Source organism: Bradyrhizobium sp. CCBAU 21365 (assembly GCF_015291305.1).
GTDB classification, from domain to species: Bacteria; Pseudomonadota; Alphaproteobacteria; order Rhizobiales; family Xanthobacteraceae; genus Bradyrhizobium; species Bradyrhizobium elkanii.
Map to the genome: position 1 here is coordinate 8,781,613 of NZ_CP030036.1, position 15,166 is coordinate 8,796,778.

Here is a 15,166-nt window from a genome sequence, read left to right on the forward strand (position 1 = left end):
ATCAGACCGCCCAACACGCGCACCCGAGCGCGCCCCAAAAGCTCCTTAGGTCGGAGACCGGAAGGCGGCTCGACCAGGCCGAGGCGTGATCATGTCCATGCACGCCGCAGGAGTTTGCGCAACCACACATCTGCATCGCCTTCATGGCGAGGGCACTTTCCTTCTTCCCGTTGTCGTCCGCCCAAGCCGCATAGCCGCCGAACCGGCGGACGGGCGACCAATCCGGCATAGCCGGCGGCGGCGTAACCGCCTCTAACTTAGAGAAATCGCCCGCACCGAATACAATCCTGCCGCCGACTATAGTCAGGATGGAAGTTGTGTCGGCGATCTCTGCTTCACTGCAGGAGAAGTAGTCGCGGTCTGGAACAATGAGGTCTGCGAGCTGCCCCACTTGGATGCGACCCTTATTGCCCTCTTCGTTGGAGAACCACGTCACGTTCTCGGTCCACATTCGCAGCGCCGTCTCCCGATCCAGGCAGTTGCGTTGCGGCGTGATCCGCAGCCCACCGACGGTGCGACCGGTAACCAGCCACGACAGCGAGACCCAAGGGTTATAGGACGCCACGCGGGTGGCATCGGTGCCGGCAGATACTTTCACGCCCTTGTCGATGATCTTCTTGACCGGCGGCGTCGCCTCGGCTGCGCCCGCCCCGTATCGTTCGACGAAGTATTCGCCCTGGTAAGCCATGCGATGCTGTACGGCGATGCCGCCACCGAGCGCCGCGATGCGGTCGATCGACTGATCCGAGATCGTCTCGGCATGATCGAAGAACCAGTGCAGTCCTTCCAAAGGCATGTCCTGGTCCACCCGCTCGAAGACGTCGAGCGCCCGCGAGATCGTTTCGTCGTAGGTCGCGTGGAGCCGCCACGGCCACTTATTCTGGACCAGAACCCGAACGACTTCCTCGAGCTCACTCTCCATTTCCGAAGGCATGTCCGGACGCGCGACGCGGAAATCCTCGAAATCCGCCGCCGAGAACACCAGCATCTCGCCGGCACCGTTGTGCCGGAAATAGTCGTCGCCCTGCTTGTACTTCGAGGTCTTCGTCCAGTTGAGGAAGTCCTCCTTCTCGCCTTTCGGCTTTTGGGTGAAGAGATTGTACGCGAGCCGGATCGTCAAAAGACCCTCGTCGCTCAGCTTCTGGATGACAGCGTAGTCCTCTGGGTAATTCTGGAATCCGCCGCCAGCATCGATCGCCCCGGTCACGCCCAACCGGTTCAATTCCCGCATGAAGTGACGAGTCGAGTTGACCTGATAGTCGAATGGCAGCTTGGGTCCTTTGGCGAGCGTCGCGTACAGGATGTTGGCATTGGGCTTGGCCAGCAGCAACCCCGTCGGGTTGCCCTTCACATCGCGCACGATCTCGCCGCCTGGCGGTTCAGGCGTATCCTTCTCATAGCCAACGGCACGCAGCGCCGCGCCGTTCAAGATGGCGCGGTCGTAGAGATGCAGCAGGAAGACCGGCGTGTCGGGCGCGACGGCGTTAAGCTCGTCGATCGTCGGAAGCCGCTTCTCTGCGAACTGGTGTTCGGTGAAACCGCCGACCACCCTCACCCACTGCGGCGGCGGCGTGACGGCGACCTGTCGCTTCAACATGTCCATCGCGTCGGCCAGCGAGCGCACCCCGTCCCACCGGAGCTCCATGTTGAAGTTCAGACCGCCGCGAATGATGTGCAGATGATTGTCGATCAAGCCGGGCAACACGCGTCGCCCCTTGAGATCAACGATTTTCGTGGACGGCCCCGCCAGCTTCATCACGTCATGATCGTGGCCGACCGCGACGAAGCGGCCGTCGGCGATCGCGACTGCCGAAGCCGTGGGGTTTGACCGATCGAGCGTCGTGAACAAACCGCGGTGCAGGATGATATCAGGTGTTGAACTCATGAGTGCTTCTCCAGGCCGCCCACCGAGGCAGCGTCTCGCGATTGGTCGGTTTGACGGCCGGGCAGCATCCCGAACATGTGCGGAGCGCACTTTGCCTGCTGCCACGCGGATGCGAGCCCGTGCCCGGCCAGCAACTGGCGAGCAACGGGAACGATCTGTTCGCCGGCGAGAATGCCGAGAAGCCCGACCAGGGCAACCAGCGGGGGCGCCGGCGAACGCACATTGAGCAGGCTGTAGATGACGCCGACCAAAAGGCCGGCGCCGAGCGACAACGCATAGATTTTCATCTCGGCTATCCGCTATTTGAGGAGGTCTAGCCGGCTTTCGTGCCGCCTTCGGAGGCGTGCTCCCCTAGCGCCCACTTGGAGAACCGGATCTGAATTCCGTAGGGCGAATGTGCGCGCTGGATGTCCATCATTCCTTCGTAGGTTTCGCTGCGCGCCCAATCCTGCTGAAGCTCGTAGGCGTACTGCGAAGAGGTTATGGGAACAGCGCCCGCCTGGATGGCGCGCTCCATTGCGCGGTTATGAGCTTCGAGCGAGAGGTCGCCGCAAGCATCGGCAGCAATGTAAACCTCGTAGCCTTCCTTGAGCATGTCCAACGTCGGAAAGATCACGCAGGCCTCGGTCCAGAGACCGGCCAGTACGAATTTCTTGCGACCAGTGGCAGCCACCGCCTTTCGGAAGTTTGCGTCGAGCCAGGAGTTCATCGACGTGCGGTCGATGACGTCGTGTTTCGGAAACAGCGAGGTGACCTCCGGCATGAAGGGGCCCGAGAACGAATCCCTCGCCACCGTCGTCAGTACGGTCGGGATTTTGAAAAGTTTGGCGGCCTTTGCGAGGATCTGAACGTTATTAACCGTGACCAAGCGGTCGTGCGATTGAACGCCCTGGAACATCGCCGGCTGATAGTCGATCAGAGCGATCGCGCTGTTGTCGGGGGTGAGCATATCGAGTTTCGACATCGAGAAGTTCTCCTGCGATCGGCATCGGCGATCGAGCGAAAGGGACGGTGCAAGCGGCTGCATCGTGACCCCTGAACGCCGGCCAACGCTTGGACGATTTCGTCGCGGCTTGGACTCCGGCCCGATGACTCGTCCAGCTGCGACAGATTGCCGACCGCCCGTCGGCGGCCTTGGCCTGAGACCGCCAGCATGTCCAAAGGGCGCGCAGATCATCCAAGCCAATCCGCGCTCCATCCGCGACCTTGCGCGCAGGAGGGCCGGGCGATCGTGCCAGATGACGTCCCGGTCCTCATAACCTCGTCACAGGAGCGAACGATGCCCCTTATCAGATTGCGGGACGGTACCGAGCTTTATTACAAGGATTGGGGAAGCGGACAGCCGATCCTGTTCAGCCATGGCTGGCCGCTCAGCGCGGACATGTGGGACGCGCAGATGCTTTTCTTCGCCGAGCACGGTTACCGAACCGTTGCGTTCGACCGCAGGGGCTTCGGCCGGTCGAGCCAGCCCTGGACCGGCTATGACTACGACACCTTCGCCGACGACATCGCCGACCTCGTCAATCATCTCGACCTGAAGGATGTGACGCTCGTTGGATTCTCCATGGGAGGCGGAGACATCGCCCGCTACGTGGCGCGCCACGGAACGTCGCGGGTGTCGAAATTTGTCCTGCTCAGCGCCGTGACCCCGCTGTTCGTCAAGACTTCGGACCACGACGGCGTCGACAAGTCGGTGTTCGACGGCATCAAGGCCGGCCTGATCAAGGACCGGCCGCAGTTCCTGGATGACTTTAGCCCGCTCTTCTACGGCACGAACCACGGAATGAAGGTGTCGCAAGGCATATTCAAGCAGACGCTTCAGATCGCCCTTCAGGCGTCGGTCAAGGCGACAATCGATTGCGTGACCGCGTTCTCGGAAACCGACTTCCGGCCTGACATGGCCAAGATCAACGTGCCCACTCTGGTGATCCATGGCGAGGACGACCAGGTCGTGCCGCTCCCTTATACAGGCAAGCTGGCAGCCGAGATGATCAAGGGGGCCAAACTGAAGACCTATCCGGGCGCTCCGCACGCGACGGCGACGACACATGCCGATCAGGTCAATGCGGACCTCCTCGCGTTCCTGAAAGCCTAGCAGGGGAAAGTCGATGGCCGCGAATCCTCTTCATCTGCTCGAGCCCAAGGACTGCGCCCTGCTTTTGGTCGACCAACAGGCCGGCCTGGCGTTCGGCGTGGGTTCGATCGACCGGCAGGTTCTCATCAACAACGTCGTCGCGCTCGCCAAGACCGCGACGGTGTTCGGGCTGCCAGTCGTCGCCTCGACCTCGGCGACAAAGGTGTACAGCGGGCCGCTGATGCCGGCCGTTAAGTCCGCGCTGCCCGGCATCGAGCCGATCGACCGGCGCAGCATGAATGTGTGGGAGGACGACAAGGCGCGTGAGGCCGTCCTCGCTACCGGTCGGAGCCGTTTGATCGTCTCAGGCCTGCTTACCGAGGCATGCGTAACGTTCGCAGTGCTTTCGGCACTCTCAGCCGGTCTGGAAGTGTACGTGGTCGGCGATGCCTGCGGAGGGCTCACGACCGCTAGCCACGAGTTGGCCCTCGGCCGGATGCAGGCCGCCGGCACCCACCCGACGTCCTGGATCCAAGTCCTGCTCGAGATGCAGCGCGATTGGACAAGGCATGAAACCTACGACGGCGCACGCGCCATAATAGAGTCTCATGCAGGGGGATACGGGATCGGCCTGGCTTACGCCCGCGACATGATCCGACCGGCTTGAGACACAACCACGCTCGCGTGTCAGCCTTCGGAGCGGGCCCTTCGCCAGGCTCCGGGGCTCGCTCCGACATTGCGGGAGAACACCCTGGTGAAGTAGCTCTGGTCGCCAAAGCCGCAGATGAGCGCGATGTCAGCCAGCGGTAGCTTCGTGGTCAGCATGAGACGCTTGGCCTCATCGATCCGAAGCTGCGAGAGGAATTCGTGTGGAGCGACCCCGGTGCTGCGGCGGAACGATCTTGCGAAGTGGCTGGGCGTCAATTTGCACTCCGCGGCAACATCAGCGATCGTCAGATTGCTGGCAAGCCGCGTCCGCATGATCTCCTTGGCGCGGCGCTCCTGCCACGGGGCAAGGCCTCCGCCTGAAACTCCATCGCTCGGGCGCATGCCGCCATAGGTCTGCGCGAAATGGGCGAGCAGGCTCAAGCCGATCTGGTCGATGAAGAGTTGATTGGTCGTCGGATCCTGCTCCACCGCGCTGAGCAGAACGCTGGACAGGGTCGACAGGAAGGGATCACGCTGATCCCTGCTCCATTTGAGCGTCGAGATTGGCTTGGCCCCGTGCTCGCGCGCGAACTCGTCCAGAGCAGTCCGCGGCACGTAGTATTGGACAGCATCGAACGGCCCCTTGAACTCGCACTGGGGGTTGTCCATCAGATTGGTCACGCTGACGGTCCCCGCACCGAAAGCTCCCGAATACTTCGGCCGTCCCGCGAGCCAACAGGAATGCCGTTCGAGGTCGCCGAGCTGATGCAGGATACTGAAGGCCGGCTCGGAAGGAATGGCCGCGGTCCGCTCCCGAACGAACCGGGAGCAGGTCAGCCGGGTCATCGCGAGTGCCAACCGTCCTTCGCGGTTGATCCGTAGAAGGCAGTCGCCTTCCATTCCCAGGTGCTGGCTCAGGCGACGACCATAGAAGCCGCCTGCCGCACTATCAGACAGTTCCGTCATCGGGGTATTCAAAGCTATCCACCGTTGGATATGCCACCACAGTCAATCCGAAGGACCAGGCGCCGATCACGTCCACCGCACCAGTTTTTCTCATAGTGCGATAGTCGTTTTCGTTCAAGTCATCGATCGGACAGCCACTGGCAGCTTCGAAAAGCCGGATTGCAAAAGGAAACGATGACACACGATAGGTGACATTAGGAGGACTTGATAATCCGCTCAGAGTCCAATTTATCTGTGAAACGGTTTCATAGACGGGCACACGATGGACAATCGCGTAGGCGAAATGCAGGTTTTCCTTCGGGTGGCGGAAGCCGGGAGTTATTCGGAGGCAGCGCGTCGACTGTTGATGACGCCGTCCACCGTCAGCAAGCTCATCGGAAGGATTGAAGCCAGGCTGGGCGTCAGACTGTTCGAGCGTTCGACGCGGCGGCTGTCGCTCACGTCCGAGGGACGGATCTATCAGGATAAGAGCGTTGCACTGCTGGCCGAGCTCGATAGCATTGAACGCGACATTTCGCGCGGCGCAGCGGCGGCGGGCGGAACGGTCCGGGTCAATACCACGGTTGCCTTCGGCGTTCTTGGCCTAGAGCCCCTGCTCCCCGCCTTTTGGAAAGCTCACCCCGCGATCGTGGTCGACATCTCACTTTCCGACGAAATCGTCGATATGTATCTCGACCGGACCGATGTCGCCTTCCGGGTCGGCCCCTTGCAGGCCTCCGCGATGGTTGCCCGACGCATCGGGGTCGTCAAGAGAAGAATCGTCGCGTCTCCAGACTACATAGATCGCCTGGGCAGGCCCGAGAGAGTCGAAGATCTCTCACGTCACAACTGCCTGGGATTCAATTTCCGGCGCTCTGCTCCAGTTTGGCCTTTGAAGGAGAGCGGACGAATCGTCGATCGGGCGATCAGCGGCTCGCTACTTGCGAATAACGCTCAGAGCCTGCGACGAATGGCAATCGCGGGCATCGGCCTGGCGAGGCTCGCCGACTATCACGTTCGTGACGATATTTCGGCTGGCCGCCTGGTCGAAGTGCTCGAGGGCACGGCGGGTGATGAAGAACAAATACACGCGCTCTATCATGGTGGACCCCGGCTGCCGTTCCGCGTGAGAGCATTTCTCGAATTCATGTGCCCACGACTAACCGATTTCATGGAATGCCGGATCCACGATGATCGGCAGTCAGTTCAAGCGAGCGGTGGCAGGATCGCCGCCAGTTCGGCACGACGTTCTTCGAGAAAGGTCGGAAGCTGAAGTTGTTGGCCCAGCCGCTCCGGCGCCTCGTCGACTGCGAATCCCGGGCCGTCGGTCGCGATCTCGAAAAGCACCCCACAAGGCGCGCGAAAGCCTACCGCATTCAGGTAAGTTCGCTCGATGGGATCGCTCACCACGATGCCGTACGCCGATTGAAGTTTCTCGACCATCGCCGAACGATCGTCGAAATTCCTGGACCGAAAGGCGACGTGCCGGATGGTGCCACCGCCGAGGCGCCCCCGCGAAGACTTTCCGATCATGCGCAAGGTGATCGTTCCGCCCGGGCCGTCATGAGCCACGAAGCGCATGGCCCCGTTTCTCTGAGAGACCAGTTGGAAATCGAAAACCTTCTGAAGGATGTCGATGGTCTCATCCTCCTCGCGGACGTTCAGCGTAACACCATGTAGACCGCGTAGCGCACGATCAGCCGTGGAGTTCTGGCCGGTGCTGGCGGGTTGCTTCTCCCACGTCTCAACCAGCGAAAGCACGGTGCCATCTGGATCGGCAAAGCAGAGCATGCGCTCTCCGAAGGGCGACAATTCCAATCGATTGGGGATTCCCGAGGAATTGAGCCGATTCACCCACATATCGAGTGAATCCGGGGCAACCCGGAAGGCGGTCTGCACGACCTCGCCGACGCCGGTCATCCCCGGCGTCACGCAATTCCAGGCGAGCGTGCTTATCACGGAGCCCGGATTGCCGACGTCGTCGCCATAGTACACATGGTAACTGCCGGGGTCGTCATAGCAGACGGTCTTTTTGATCCGCTTGAGCCCCAGCACACCCGCGTAGAAGTCCGCGGCGCGCTGTACGTCGCCGATGATTGCTGTGACGTGATGAAGTCCCCGTGCGTTCACGCAGTTGCTGCCTAATCCTCGGTCCCGAGGCCTCCCGTCTGGGCTACCATATCCACCCCACGGGTCCTCGTTCTCCCTCCGGTCACTCGTCGTTTCGAACAGACAACGCCTAACATCGCCACGCGTCTTGGACTTTCTCCCGATATCGGAACCGTCGCCAGGTTAAAATCGGTGCCAAACCGGGCGTTCAACGCAGCTACAGCGACGCAATCGTACAAAGCGCCGTGAAAACCTGCAATCAGTCTCGACCGACTTGACGAAGGATGGCGGCCTGAAACCTTGCACCCAGGCATCAAATCGGTGACCACCATTCGTCGGACGACGTGCCGGGCCAACGGCATCAGACAATTCTACCTCGAGGCCGGGGCCGGTCCACCGGTCGTCCTGCTACACGGCTTCCCGGAGACCAGCTTCGCCTGGCGCTTCCAGATTCCGACGCTCGCCCCTCACTATCGAGTGATCGCTCCGGATCTTCGTGGATACGGCGAGACCGACAAGCCGACGAGCGGCTACGACAAGCGGACAATGGCGAACGACATCGTCGAGCTGCTGAGGGCACTCGGGGTCGGACGCTTCGCGCTCGTCGGGCACGACCGCGGGGCAAGGGTCGCGACCCGTCTCGTCAAGGACCATCCGGATCTCGTCGATCGCCTGGTCGTCATGGACAACGTCCCGACCCGCGTCGTGGCGCGCGAGATGAACGCGAAGATCGCCCGCGAATACTGGTTCTTCATGTTCCACCAGATCGCCGACCTGCCGGAGGCCTTGATCGCAGGACGCGAAGACATCTGGCTTCGCCACTTCTTTTCCGACTGGTGCCACGATCCGATGACGGTCTCCGGCGAGGCCTTCGAGACCTACGTGAAGTCCTATAGCACGCCAGGCGCAGTGCGGGGCGCGATGTCCGACTATCGCGCGAGCGCGGAAGACGTCGCTCAGGACATCGAGGACGCCGACAAGAAGATCAAATGCCCCGTGCTTTCCCTTTGGGGTGAAGATTTCGGCGCCGTCGGCCGCCTCTTCGACATGAAGGCGGTCTGGAGCGAGATGGCTGAAAACCTCACCGTGGCTCCAATCGAACGCTGCGGCCACCTTCCGCAGGAAGAACAACCGGAAGCGGTCAACAAGCTTCTTCTCGATTTTCTGAGGGGCTGGAGCGGGTGAGATCGTCAACGTACTGCCTCATGCCCGCGATTTCGCCGAGGTACCTCGAGATGAGGAGACGAGGATGAAGCCGATCTGCACTGCCGCGCTGTTGGCGTTGGTATCCCTGTTGTCTCATGAGCAGGCGCATGCCGGCGCTCCGCAGGTCCGCACCCAAGCGCCAGGTTTCTACCGCATCATGCTTGGCCGCGTCGAGATAACGGCTTTGCTCGACGGCACCCATCCGTTTCCCGTTCACGACGTGATGACGAGGAACGAAACCACAGCGGGCGGAGACCGGAAAGCCGTGAAACTCGCGGAAAGTCATCCCGGCAAAGCAGATGCATTGCTCGCCGCCTCCGATCTCGCCGTTCCCCTGGAGGGCTCTATAAACGCCTTCTTGGTGAATACGGGTGATCGGCTGATACTAATAGACAGCGGCGCCGGCAGTCTCTATGGCGCATGCTGCGGGCACCTTCTGGAAAATCTTCGTGCATCCGGATACAAGCCGGAGCAGATCGACGAGATCTATCTGACGCACCTTCATGCGGATCACGTCGGCGGCATCGCCCCGCAGGGAAAGCCTGTCTTTCCCAACGCGACCATCAGGGTCAACCAGAAGGACCTCGACTACTGGCTCGACGCCAAGAACGAGAGCGAAGCGCCCAAATTCCTCAAGCCGATGTTCGAAGGAGATCGCGCCTCGTTGAAGCCCTACGGAGACTCAGGCCGGCTGAAGCCCTTCTCGGAAGGCCAGGAACTTTCACCGGAGATTCGTGCGCTCCCTACTCCCGGGCACACTCCAGGCCACACGTCCTACGAAGTCTCGAGTGAAGGAAAGACACTTTTGGTGTGGGGCGACCTCGTTCATGTCGCTCCGATCCAGTTTCCCGACCCTGCCGTTACCGTGACCTACGACAGCGATCCGTCCTCGGCTGAGGCAGAACGCACGGCGGTCTTCGCTCAGGCCGCGCGGACTTCGACGTGGATCGCGGCGGCTCACATCGCCTTTCCGGGAATCGGGCATATCCGCTCGGTCGACGGCCGGTTCGAGTGGTTACTCGCGAACTACACCACCGTATTGAAACCAACGAATGACTGACGCGACGCTCGGATTCGCGAGCGTGTTGGTCTAACGCCGCCGGCCTTTTGCGGACAGAGTTCGATGGATTGAGTGAATTTCGATGCCCCTGTTCAACGAAAAGCCGGATCCATCCGCAGTGCGCAACGCTTCCCCGTGGATCGCGTTTCGGCATACCACGTTCACGGTCATCTGGATCGCAACCGTCGTCGCCAACGTCGGCACCTGGATGTACAACGCGGCGTCAGGATGGCTGATGACCAGCCTCGATGCCAACCCGCTCACCGTCTCGTTGGTTCAAGTCGCGAGCAGCCTTCCGATGTTCCTGTTCGCGCTGCCGGCCGGCGCGCTGGCAGACACCGTCGACAAACGCCGTTTTCTGATTGGTTGTGAAATCGTCCTTACAATCATCGCGGCAGCGAGCGCGGTGCTCGTCGGACTCAACCTCGTCACTCCGCCCATCCTTCTGCTGTTCACATTTCTACTCGGCGCCGGCGCTGCCTTCACCGCACCCGCATGGCAGTCGGTTGTCCCGCAGCTTGTCCCAAGGCAGGACTTGGCCGCGGCCGTCGCCAGCAACGGCGTCGGCGTCAACATCAGCAGAGCTATCGGGCCGGCGCTGGGTGGCGCCGTCATCGGCGGATTGGGCATCGCGGCACCCTTCTGGATCAACGCGCTGAGCAATTTCGCCGTGATCGGAGCGCTCCTTTGGTGGCGCCCCGCATCCTCGCAAGGCAGCGCGCTGCCGCCGGAGCGTCTCGCCGGCGCCATGGTGGTCGGCTTCCGCCATGCGCGATTCAATCCCAAGCTCCGTGCGACCCTCGTTAGGGCGGCGACGTTCTTCTTCTTCGCGAGCGCCTATTGGGCCCTGCTCCCACTCGTCGCGCGCAATCAGATCACGGGGGGTCCAGAACTCTACGGCATTTTGCTCGGGGCGATCGGCGTGGGCGCCATCGTCGGTGCGTTCATGCTGCCCTGGATGAAGGCGGCCTTCGGGCCCGACCGGCTCGTTGCAGCCGGCACCGCCGGCACGGCCCTCAGCCTGATCCTCCTGGGCATCGCGCATCACTCGGCGATCGGACTTGCGGCCTGCCTGATCGCAGGCGTCTCATGGATCGCCGTCCTCGCGACGATCAACGTCTCAGTTCAGGTCTCACTGCCGGATTGGGTGCGGGGCCGCGGATTGGCTATTTTCGTGACCGTATTCTTCGGAGCGATGACGGCCGGCAGCGTACTTTGGGGACAGCTTGCCTCTGGACTCGGCTTGCCTGCGGCACATTTCCTCGCTGCCGCGGGTGCCCTCGCGGGGATCGCGTTGACCCGGCGCTGGAAGCTTCAAACCGGTGCCGGAGTTGATCTTGCACCTTCCATGCATTGGCCGGCCCCGATCTTGGCCATTGACGCCGATGCAGATCGTGGTCCGGTATTGATCACGGTCGAGTATTTCATCGCTCCGGAAAAGCGCGACGCGTTCCTCGCCGCCATCACGGAATTGGGTCGGCAGAGGCGAAGCGACGGCGCTTATTCCTGGGACGTTTTCGAGGATGGCGCCGAGAGCGGGCGCTTTCTGGAGACGTTCATGGTCGCTTCATGGCTCGAGCACCTCCGGCAACACCAGCGCGTGACCAACGCCGACAAGGTCGTTCAGGACGCGATCCGCGAGTATGGCGCTGCGGCCGAGCCCAAGGTTACCCACTTCATCGCCGCTAGTTTTCGGCATGCCGGCTTAGGCACGCGCAGCAATCAGTCGTTGCCGTAGATGCCGTTCATGCCGACAACGTTGGGGTGCTACCATCAGGCGTAAGAAATCGCACCAAATCGCAGCCTGGCGCACAAAATCGTAGTTTTGGTGCCCAGGGAAGGAATCATACGCAGTCACCGACAGGAGGAACAGCTCTTTGTGCTCAGTATGATGGCCTGATGCGTGGGACTATGGCAGAGGTTGGCTACATCCCGCCCCGCACCGGATCGCGTGGAGCCCCGCCTGGCTGGCGATCTGCTGTGCGATGATCAGGCGGGAGCCTTGAAATCGTATGAAATGCGTCCAGCCGGCAGGTAGAACAGCGCGATAACCGCGCCCCCCCTGACTTCGGGATAGTGCCTGCTGCCCGGATCGGGCGCCGTCCAGCCCGGTCCCTGCCAGCCCTGCAATCCCTTCAGCTCCGCGCCCTTGTTCAAGGGCACCACAAGGTTGAGCTCGCCATAGGGATGGCCGTGATACTGTCCGCGCAACACATCGTGATCGTCCTCGTCTTTGAAGCGGCGCGGATCGGCGCTGTTCATGTAAACAGCGGTGATGCTGAACTGGAACGTTTCGGGAGTCGGCTCCATGATCCGACTGCGCCGGTAGTTCGGACCGTCCACCTCCTGGTTTGCCGCCCATCCCTCCTCGACCCCGATCTTGATCAGGCGAGCCAGATCCTGGTAGAGCGCGCTGTTTTCGCCATAGGTCTCGTTAAGCCAACGCTCCATCTCAGCTCCGGGGGTCATGTCCTTGACTTCCCGGAGAAACGAAATGCTACGCTTGATCAGTTCTTCCCGGCTTCCCATGGTGATCTCTCCTCTTCGACTACTTCCCACACCTGCGATCGCGGCTCTTCGGAACCGAATATCGTCGCATGGTTGATGCAATCTCGGCCTCCTTCTATGGCAACGAGGGTTCAGTGTGGCCACGCTGAGCCAAGGATGATCGAGCAGAAGTTCTGACGGACATAGTTCCTGTCCTTCAGCGCCAGAACATCGGCCTTCACATTTCCGAACGTCGTCAGCGGCTTCTTGATAATGCCGTTAGCGAAGTGATCTATGATGCTCTCTTTGAAGTTCGCCTCGCGCGGATGATGGACGCAGACATGGTCGCGCTGTTCATGCGTGAAGTCGTGATAGGCGATGCCGAGCACGTCCATCTCCACACCGGCGGTCACCAGCGCGATGGTCGGGCGCATATGCTCGGGGATCCCCGGCGTGGTGTGGAGCGCGATGGCCGTCCAGACGTCCTCGATGTCACGCTCGGGCACGCCGTAGCTTTTCATGAATTTGCGGGCGGCATTGGCGCCGTCGACCTCGAAGCGCAGATCAGGGCTCGAATATTTCTCGGTGAGACCCAAGTCGTGGAACATGGCGCCGAGGTAGAGCAGTTCCGGGTCGTATTTCAGCCCGCGGCGCTCGCCCGTGAGCGCGCCCCACAGGAAGACGCGGCGACTATGGTTGTAGAGCAGGTCGTCTTCGGTATCGCGCACGAGCTGCGTGGCTGCGCGCGCGATGGCGCTGTCAGGCACGCGGATGCCGGCGATGATCTCGGACATGGAGCAATCTCCTCGGTTGAGCTGGTTGCTTCTCGGTATTAAGCAATAGAGCCCTGCTCCGGACAACGAACGGGATGCTGCGGATCAGGACAGCCGTACGTCGTTTCCTGACAAAAGGACCCTCGGCGCCTTCGCGCCAGCAGGAGACAGCCCTTTCCTCTTTAGCTCGCGATCTATTCCGTTTCCGCTCGTCGGAAGCTGGCGCGATACTGGACAGGGGTCACGCCGAGACGGGTGCTGAAGACAATCCTCATCCGGTCTGCCGATCCGAAGCCGCAATCGAAGGCAATGGCCTTCAGCGGTCGGTCGCTTGCTTCCAGCATCATGCGCGCGGTATCAACGCGGGCGCGCTCGATGAATTCGTGCGGTGTGGTCCCGGTCACCTGCCCGAAATGCCGAGCCAGATTCCGGGGGCTCATTCCGACGACAGCGGCAAGCGACTCCAGCGTATGGCGATCCCCAATGTTCGCCATGACGTGGTCCTGGATGCGTGCGATGGGCGATTCCGGATCGGCAGGTGCCGTGAGATAGGGACTGAACTGCGACTGTCCGCCCTGGCGCTGCGCAACCACGACCAAACGCTTGGCAACCTTGAGCGCCGTTTCCGCGCCGTGCCGCTGCCCGACGAGCGCCAGGCCCAGGTCTATCCCAGCCGTCACACCCGCCGCGGTGATCAGCCGTCCATCGCGCACATAGATCAAGTCCGGTTCGACTTTCGCCTTCGGGAATCTCGCCGCCAGCGCCTGTGCATCCTGCCAATGGGTCGTGACTCGCCGATCATCAAGGAGTCCGGCATAGCCGAGCACGAAAGCCCCGGTGCATATCGATCCATAGACGCTCGAGCGCCACGGCAGCTCCTTGACCCACTGAAGCAGGCACGGTTCGGGCTCTGCTTCCGGTGGCGTCGGAGTGCCGGCCACCAGAACGATGTCGAAGCCGCCCGCCGCCTCCTCGAAGGTCAGGTCGGCGACCATGCGTATGCCGTTCGACGCGCGCAGCGGATCGCGGTGAGCAGCAACCAATACGGTTTCGTAGCGATCCGCGCTGCCGAGAAACGTGTTCGCCTCGCTGAACACATCCATCGGCCCCGCCACATCCAGTGCCTGGACCCCCTCACAGACGACAATCGCGACAGCTTGTACCGGCACCTGCTACTGCCTCTCCACCCTTGGAGCCTTATTATGCAGGTAGTCCGGACTCCGTAAAAGGCCTGGCGCGATCCGGCAGGCAGCAGAGCGAACATCCGCGCATCCGGGATCAACCAGGGGCTATGGACTTCTAGCGGTTGGTTTCGCTGGCGTAGCCGCCAACCATGCGGTCCTTGCAGCTCCCCAAAAGGACCGTCACGGCCATTGGCGAACTCGTCGCGCCATTATTGTGATCCCGGCGCCTTGTCCGGCGTCGTCAAGGGCTCGTCCTTGGAATCCACAACGAAGACCGCCAGTAAGCTGGCGGGCTCCTTGTCACTCGCGTTCTCACTGACCCTGTGATGCGAACCGGGCATTTCGTAAAAGCTTTCGCCCGTGTGATAGATCTTCGCGGGTTCGTCGCCGACTTGACTACGGATTGCCCCGGACAGCACGTGGGCGTAGATAAAAGCCGACGCTGCGTGGTGATGAGCGAGCGATTTGGCTCCGGGAGGATAAGTCACCGTCACAGCAACCAGCCTCTTTCCTTCGACATTCGGCAGTGCGTGCGCGAAGGCGACTTTCACCTGCTCCCGGTCCTGCGCGATCGCCGGCGAGGCTCCCAGGACGATCGCTGCTGCTATCAGCGGGACGGCGGCCGTTCGCAGTACTCCTCTCGCTGCTTTTGCCATCATATCTCGAGGGTTTGATACCGCACCAATCCGATGGGCAAATTCACTGATCGAGATCATCGCATCTTCTCCTCTAACGAGCTCACGCAAGTCGGAAGTCAGGACGCAGCGCCGAACTGAAGCTCATGGTGGCGCTTCC

The 15,166-nt window shown here is 61.6% G+C and carries 15 protein-coding genes; 6 read left to right on the forward strand and 9 right to left on the reverse strand.

What is annotated here, in order from left to right:
- Window position 1: 1 nt before the first annotated feature.
- From XI02_RS41520 to XI02_RS41530, 3 genes are read right to left on the reverse strand one after another with little or no spacing between them, the layout of a single operon-like run.
- Entirely contained in the window at window positions 2-1,885 is a 1,884-nt protein-coding gene (locus XI02_RS41520; RefSeq protein ID WP_172646597.1) for an amidohydrolase, read from the reverse strand.
- Entirely contained in the window at window positions 1,882-2,172 is a 291-nt protein-coding gene (locus XI02_RS41525) for a XapX domain-containing protein (protein ID WP_172646596.1), read from the reverse strand. Before XI02_RS41525 ends, XI02_RS41520 begins: the two co-directional genes overlap by 4 nt.
- Before the next feature lie 26 nt (window positions 2,173-2,198).
- Window positions 2,199-2,849, reverse strand: coding sequence for a hydrolase (locus tag XI02_RS41530; protein WP_172646595.1), 651 nt, complete (start codon window positions 2,847-2,849; stop codon window positions 2,199-2,201).
- A gap of 189 nt (window positions 2,850-3,038) precedes the next feature.
- On the opposite strand from XI02_RS41530, the gene XI02_RS41535 reads away from it, so the two are divergent.
- Together XI02_RS41535 and XI02_RS41540 are read left to right on the forward strand one after the other, a co-directional pair.
- Window positions 3,039-3,980, forward strand: a complete 942-nt coding sequence (locus XI02_RS41535; protein WP_246783602.1) for an alpha/beta fold hydrolase — start codon at window positions 3,039-3,041, stop codon at window positions 3,978-3,980.
- Window positions 3,981-3,993: 13 nt separating this feature from the next.
- Complete coding sequence (locus XI02_RS41540) at window positions 3,994-4,626, forward strand: hydrolase (RefSeq protein ID WP_172646594.1); 633 nt, start codon at window positions 3,994-3,996, stop codon at window positions 4,624-4,626.
- Window positions 4,627-4,646: 20 nt separating this feature from the next.
- Here XI02_RS41540 and XI02_RS41545 read toward each other — a convergent pair whose 3' ends face one another.
- On the reverse strand, window positions 4,647-5,573 hold the full coding sequence (locus XI02_RS41545; RefSeq protein WP_172646593.1) for a helix-turn-helix domain-containing protein: 927 nt from the start codon (window positions 5,571-5,573) through the stop codon (window positions 4,647-4,649).
- 262 nt (window positions 5,574-5,835) lie between these two features.
- Between XI02_RS41545 and XI02_RS41550 the strand changes: the two genes are divergently transcribed.
- Window positions 5,836-6,825: a LysR family transcriptional regulator gene (locus XI02_RS41550; protein ID WP_172646592.1), complete on the forward strand. Its 990-nt coding sequence runs from the start codon at window positions 5,836-5,838 to the stop codon at window positions 6,823-6,825.
- Here XI02_RS41550 and XI02_RS41555 read toward each other — a convergent pair.
- Window positions 6,759-7,682, reverse strand: a complete 924-nt coding sequence (locus XI02_RS41555) for a ring-cleaving dioxygenase (protein WP_172646591.1) — start codon at window positions 7,680-7,682, stop codon at window positions 6,759-6,761. The genes XI02_RS41550 and XI02_RS41555 overlap by 67 nt on opposite strands.
- 300 nt (window positions 7,683-7,982) lie before the next feature.
- Between XI02_RS41555 and XI02_RS41560 the strand changes: the two genes are divergently transcribed.
- From XI02_RS41560 to XI02_RS41570, 3 genes are all read left to right on the forward strand, one after another.
- The gene (locus tag XI02_RS41560; protein ID WP_244980915.1) at window positions 7,983-8,846 is read left to right on the forward strand and encodes an alpha/beta fold hydrolase; all 864 of its coding nucleotides are present in this window, start codon (window positions 7,983-7,985) and stop codon (window positions 8,844-8,846) included.
- 64 nt (window positions 8,847-8,910) lie between these two features.
- Window positions 8,911-9,927 (forward strand): MBL fold metallo-hydrolase, encoded by a 1,017-nt coding sequence (locus tag XI02_RS41565; protein ID WP_172646589.1) that lies wholly within the window; start codon window positions 8,911-8,913, stop codon window positions 9,925-9,927.
- Between the two features lie 82 nt (window positions 9,928-10,009).
- The gene (locus XI02_RS41570; RefSeq protein WP_172646588.1) at window positions 10,010-11,665 is read left to right on the forward strand and encodes an MFS transporter; all 1,656 of its coding nucleotides are present in this window, start codon (window positions 10,010-10,012) and stop codon (window positions 11,663-11,665) included.
- 251 nt (window positions 11,666-11,916) lie between these two features.
- Here XI02_RS41570 and XI02_RS41575 read toward each other — a convergent pair whose 3' ends face one another.
- The 4 genes from XI02_RS41575 to XI02_RS41590 form a co-directional block, all read right to left on the reverse strand.
- Complete coding sequence (locus XI02_RS41575) at window positions 11,917-12,456, reverse strand: DUF4863 family protein (RefSeq protein ID WP_172646587.1); 540 nt, start codon at window positions 12,454-12,456, stop codon at window positions 11,917-11,919.
- A 110-nt stretch (window positions 12,457-12,566) separates the two neighbouring features.
- Complete coding sequence (locus XI02_RS41580; RefSeq protein WP_172646586.1) at window positions 12,567-13,208, reverse strand: HD domain-containing protein; 642 nt, start codon at window positions 13,206-13,208, stop codon at window positions 12,567-12,569.
- Window positions 13,209-13,381: 173 nt separating this feature from the next.
- The gene (locus XI02_RS41585) at window positions 13,382-14,356 is read right to left on the reverse strand and encodes a GlxA family transcriptional regulator (protein ID WP_172646585.1); all 975 of its coding nucleotides are present in this window, start codon (window positions 14,354-14,356) and stop codon (window positions 13,382-13,384) included.
- Window positions 14,357-14,580: 224 nt separating this feature from the next.
- A complete protein-coding gene (locus XI02_RS41590) occupies window positions 14,581-15,003 on the reverse strand; it encodes a cupin domain-containing protein (RefSeq protein ID WP_172649020.1) in 423 nt (140 codons plus the stop codon).
- Window positions 15,004-15,166 lie beyond the last annotated feature (163 nt).

Coding starts and splice junctions, on each gene's coding strand:
- XI02_RS41545 (WP_172646593.1), bottom strand. CDS start 5,573: ATGACGGAACTGTCTGATAGTGCGGCAGGCGGCTTCTATGGTCGTCGC.
- XI02_RS41565 (WP_172646589.1), top strand. CDS start 8,911: ATGAAGCCGATCTGCACTGCCGCGCTGTTGGCGTTGGTATCCCTGTTG.
- XI02_RS41525 (WP_172646596.1), bottom strand. CDS start 2,172: ATGAAAATCTATGCGTTGTCGCTCGGCGCCGGCCTTTTGGTCGGCGTC.
- XI02_RS41550 (WP_172646592.1), top strand. CDS start 5,836: ATGGACAATCGCGTAGGCGAAATGCAGGTTTTCCTTCGGGTGGCGGAA.
- XI02_RS41580 (WP_172646586.1), bottom strand. CDS start 13,208: ATGTCCGAGATCATCGCCGGCATCCGCGTGCCTGACAGCGCCATCGCG.
- XI02_RS41530 (WP_172646595.1), bottom strand. CDS start 2,849: ATGTCGAAACTCGATATGCTCACCCCCGACAACAGCGCGATCGCTCTG.
- XI02_RS41575 (WP_172646587.1), bottom strand. CDS start 12,456: ATGGGAAGCCGGGAAGAACTGATCAAGCGTAGCATTTCGTTTCTCCGG.
- XI02_RS41520 (WP_172646597.1), bottom strand. CDS start 1,885: ATGAGTTCAACACCTGATATCATCCTGCACCGCGGTTTGTTCACGACG.
- XI02_RS41535 (WP_246783602.1), top strand. CDS start 3,039: ATGTCCAAAGGGCGCGCAGATCATCCAAGCCAATCCGCGCTCCATCCG.
- XI02_RS41570 (WP_172646588.1), top strand. CDS start 10,010: ATGCCCCTGTTCAACGAAAAGCCGGATCCATCCGCAGTGCGCAACGCT.
- XI02_RS41540 (WP_172646594.1), top strand. CDS start 3,994: ATGGCCGCGAATCCTCTTCATCTGCTCGAGCCCAAGGACTGCGCCCTG.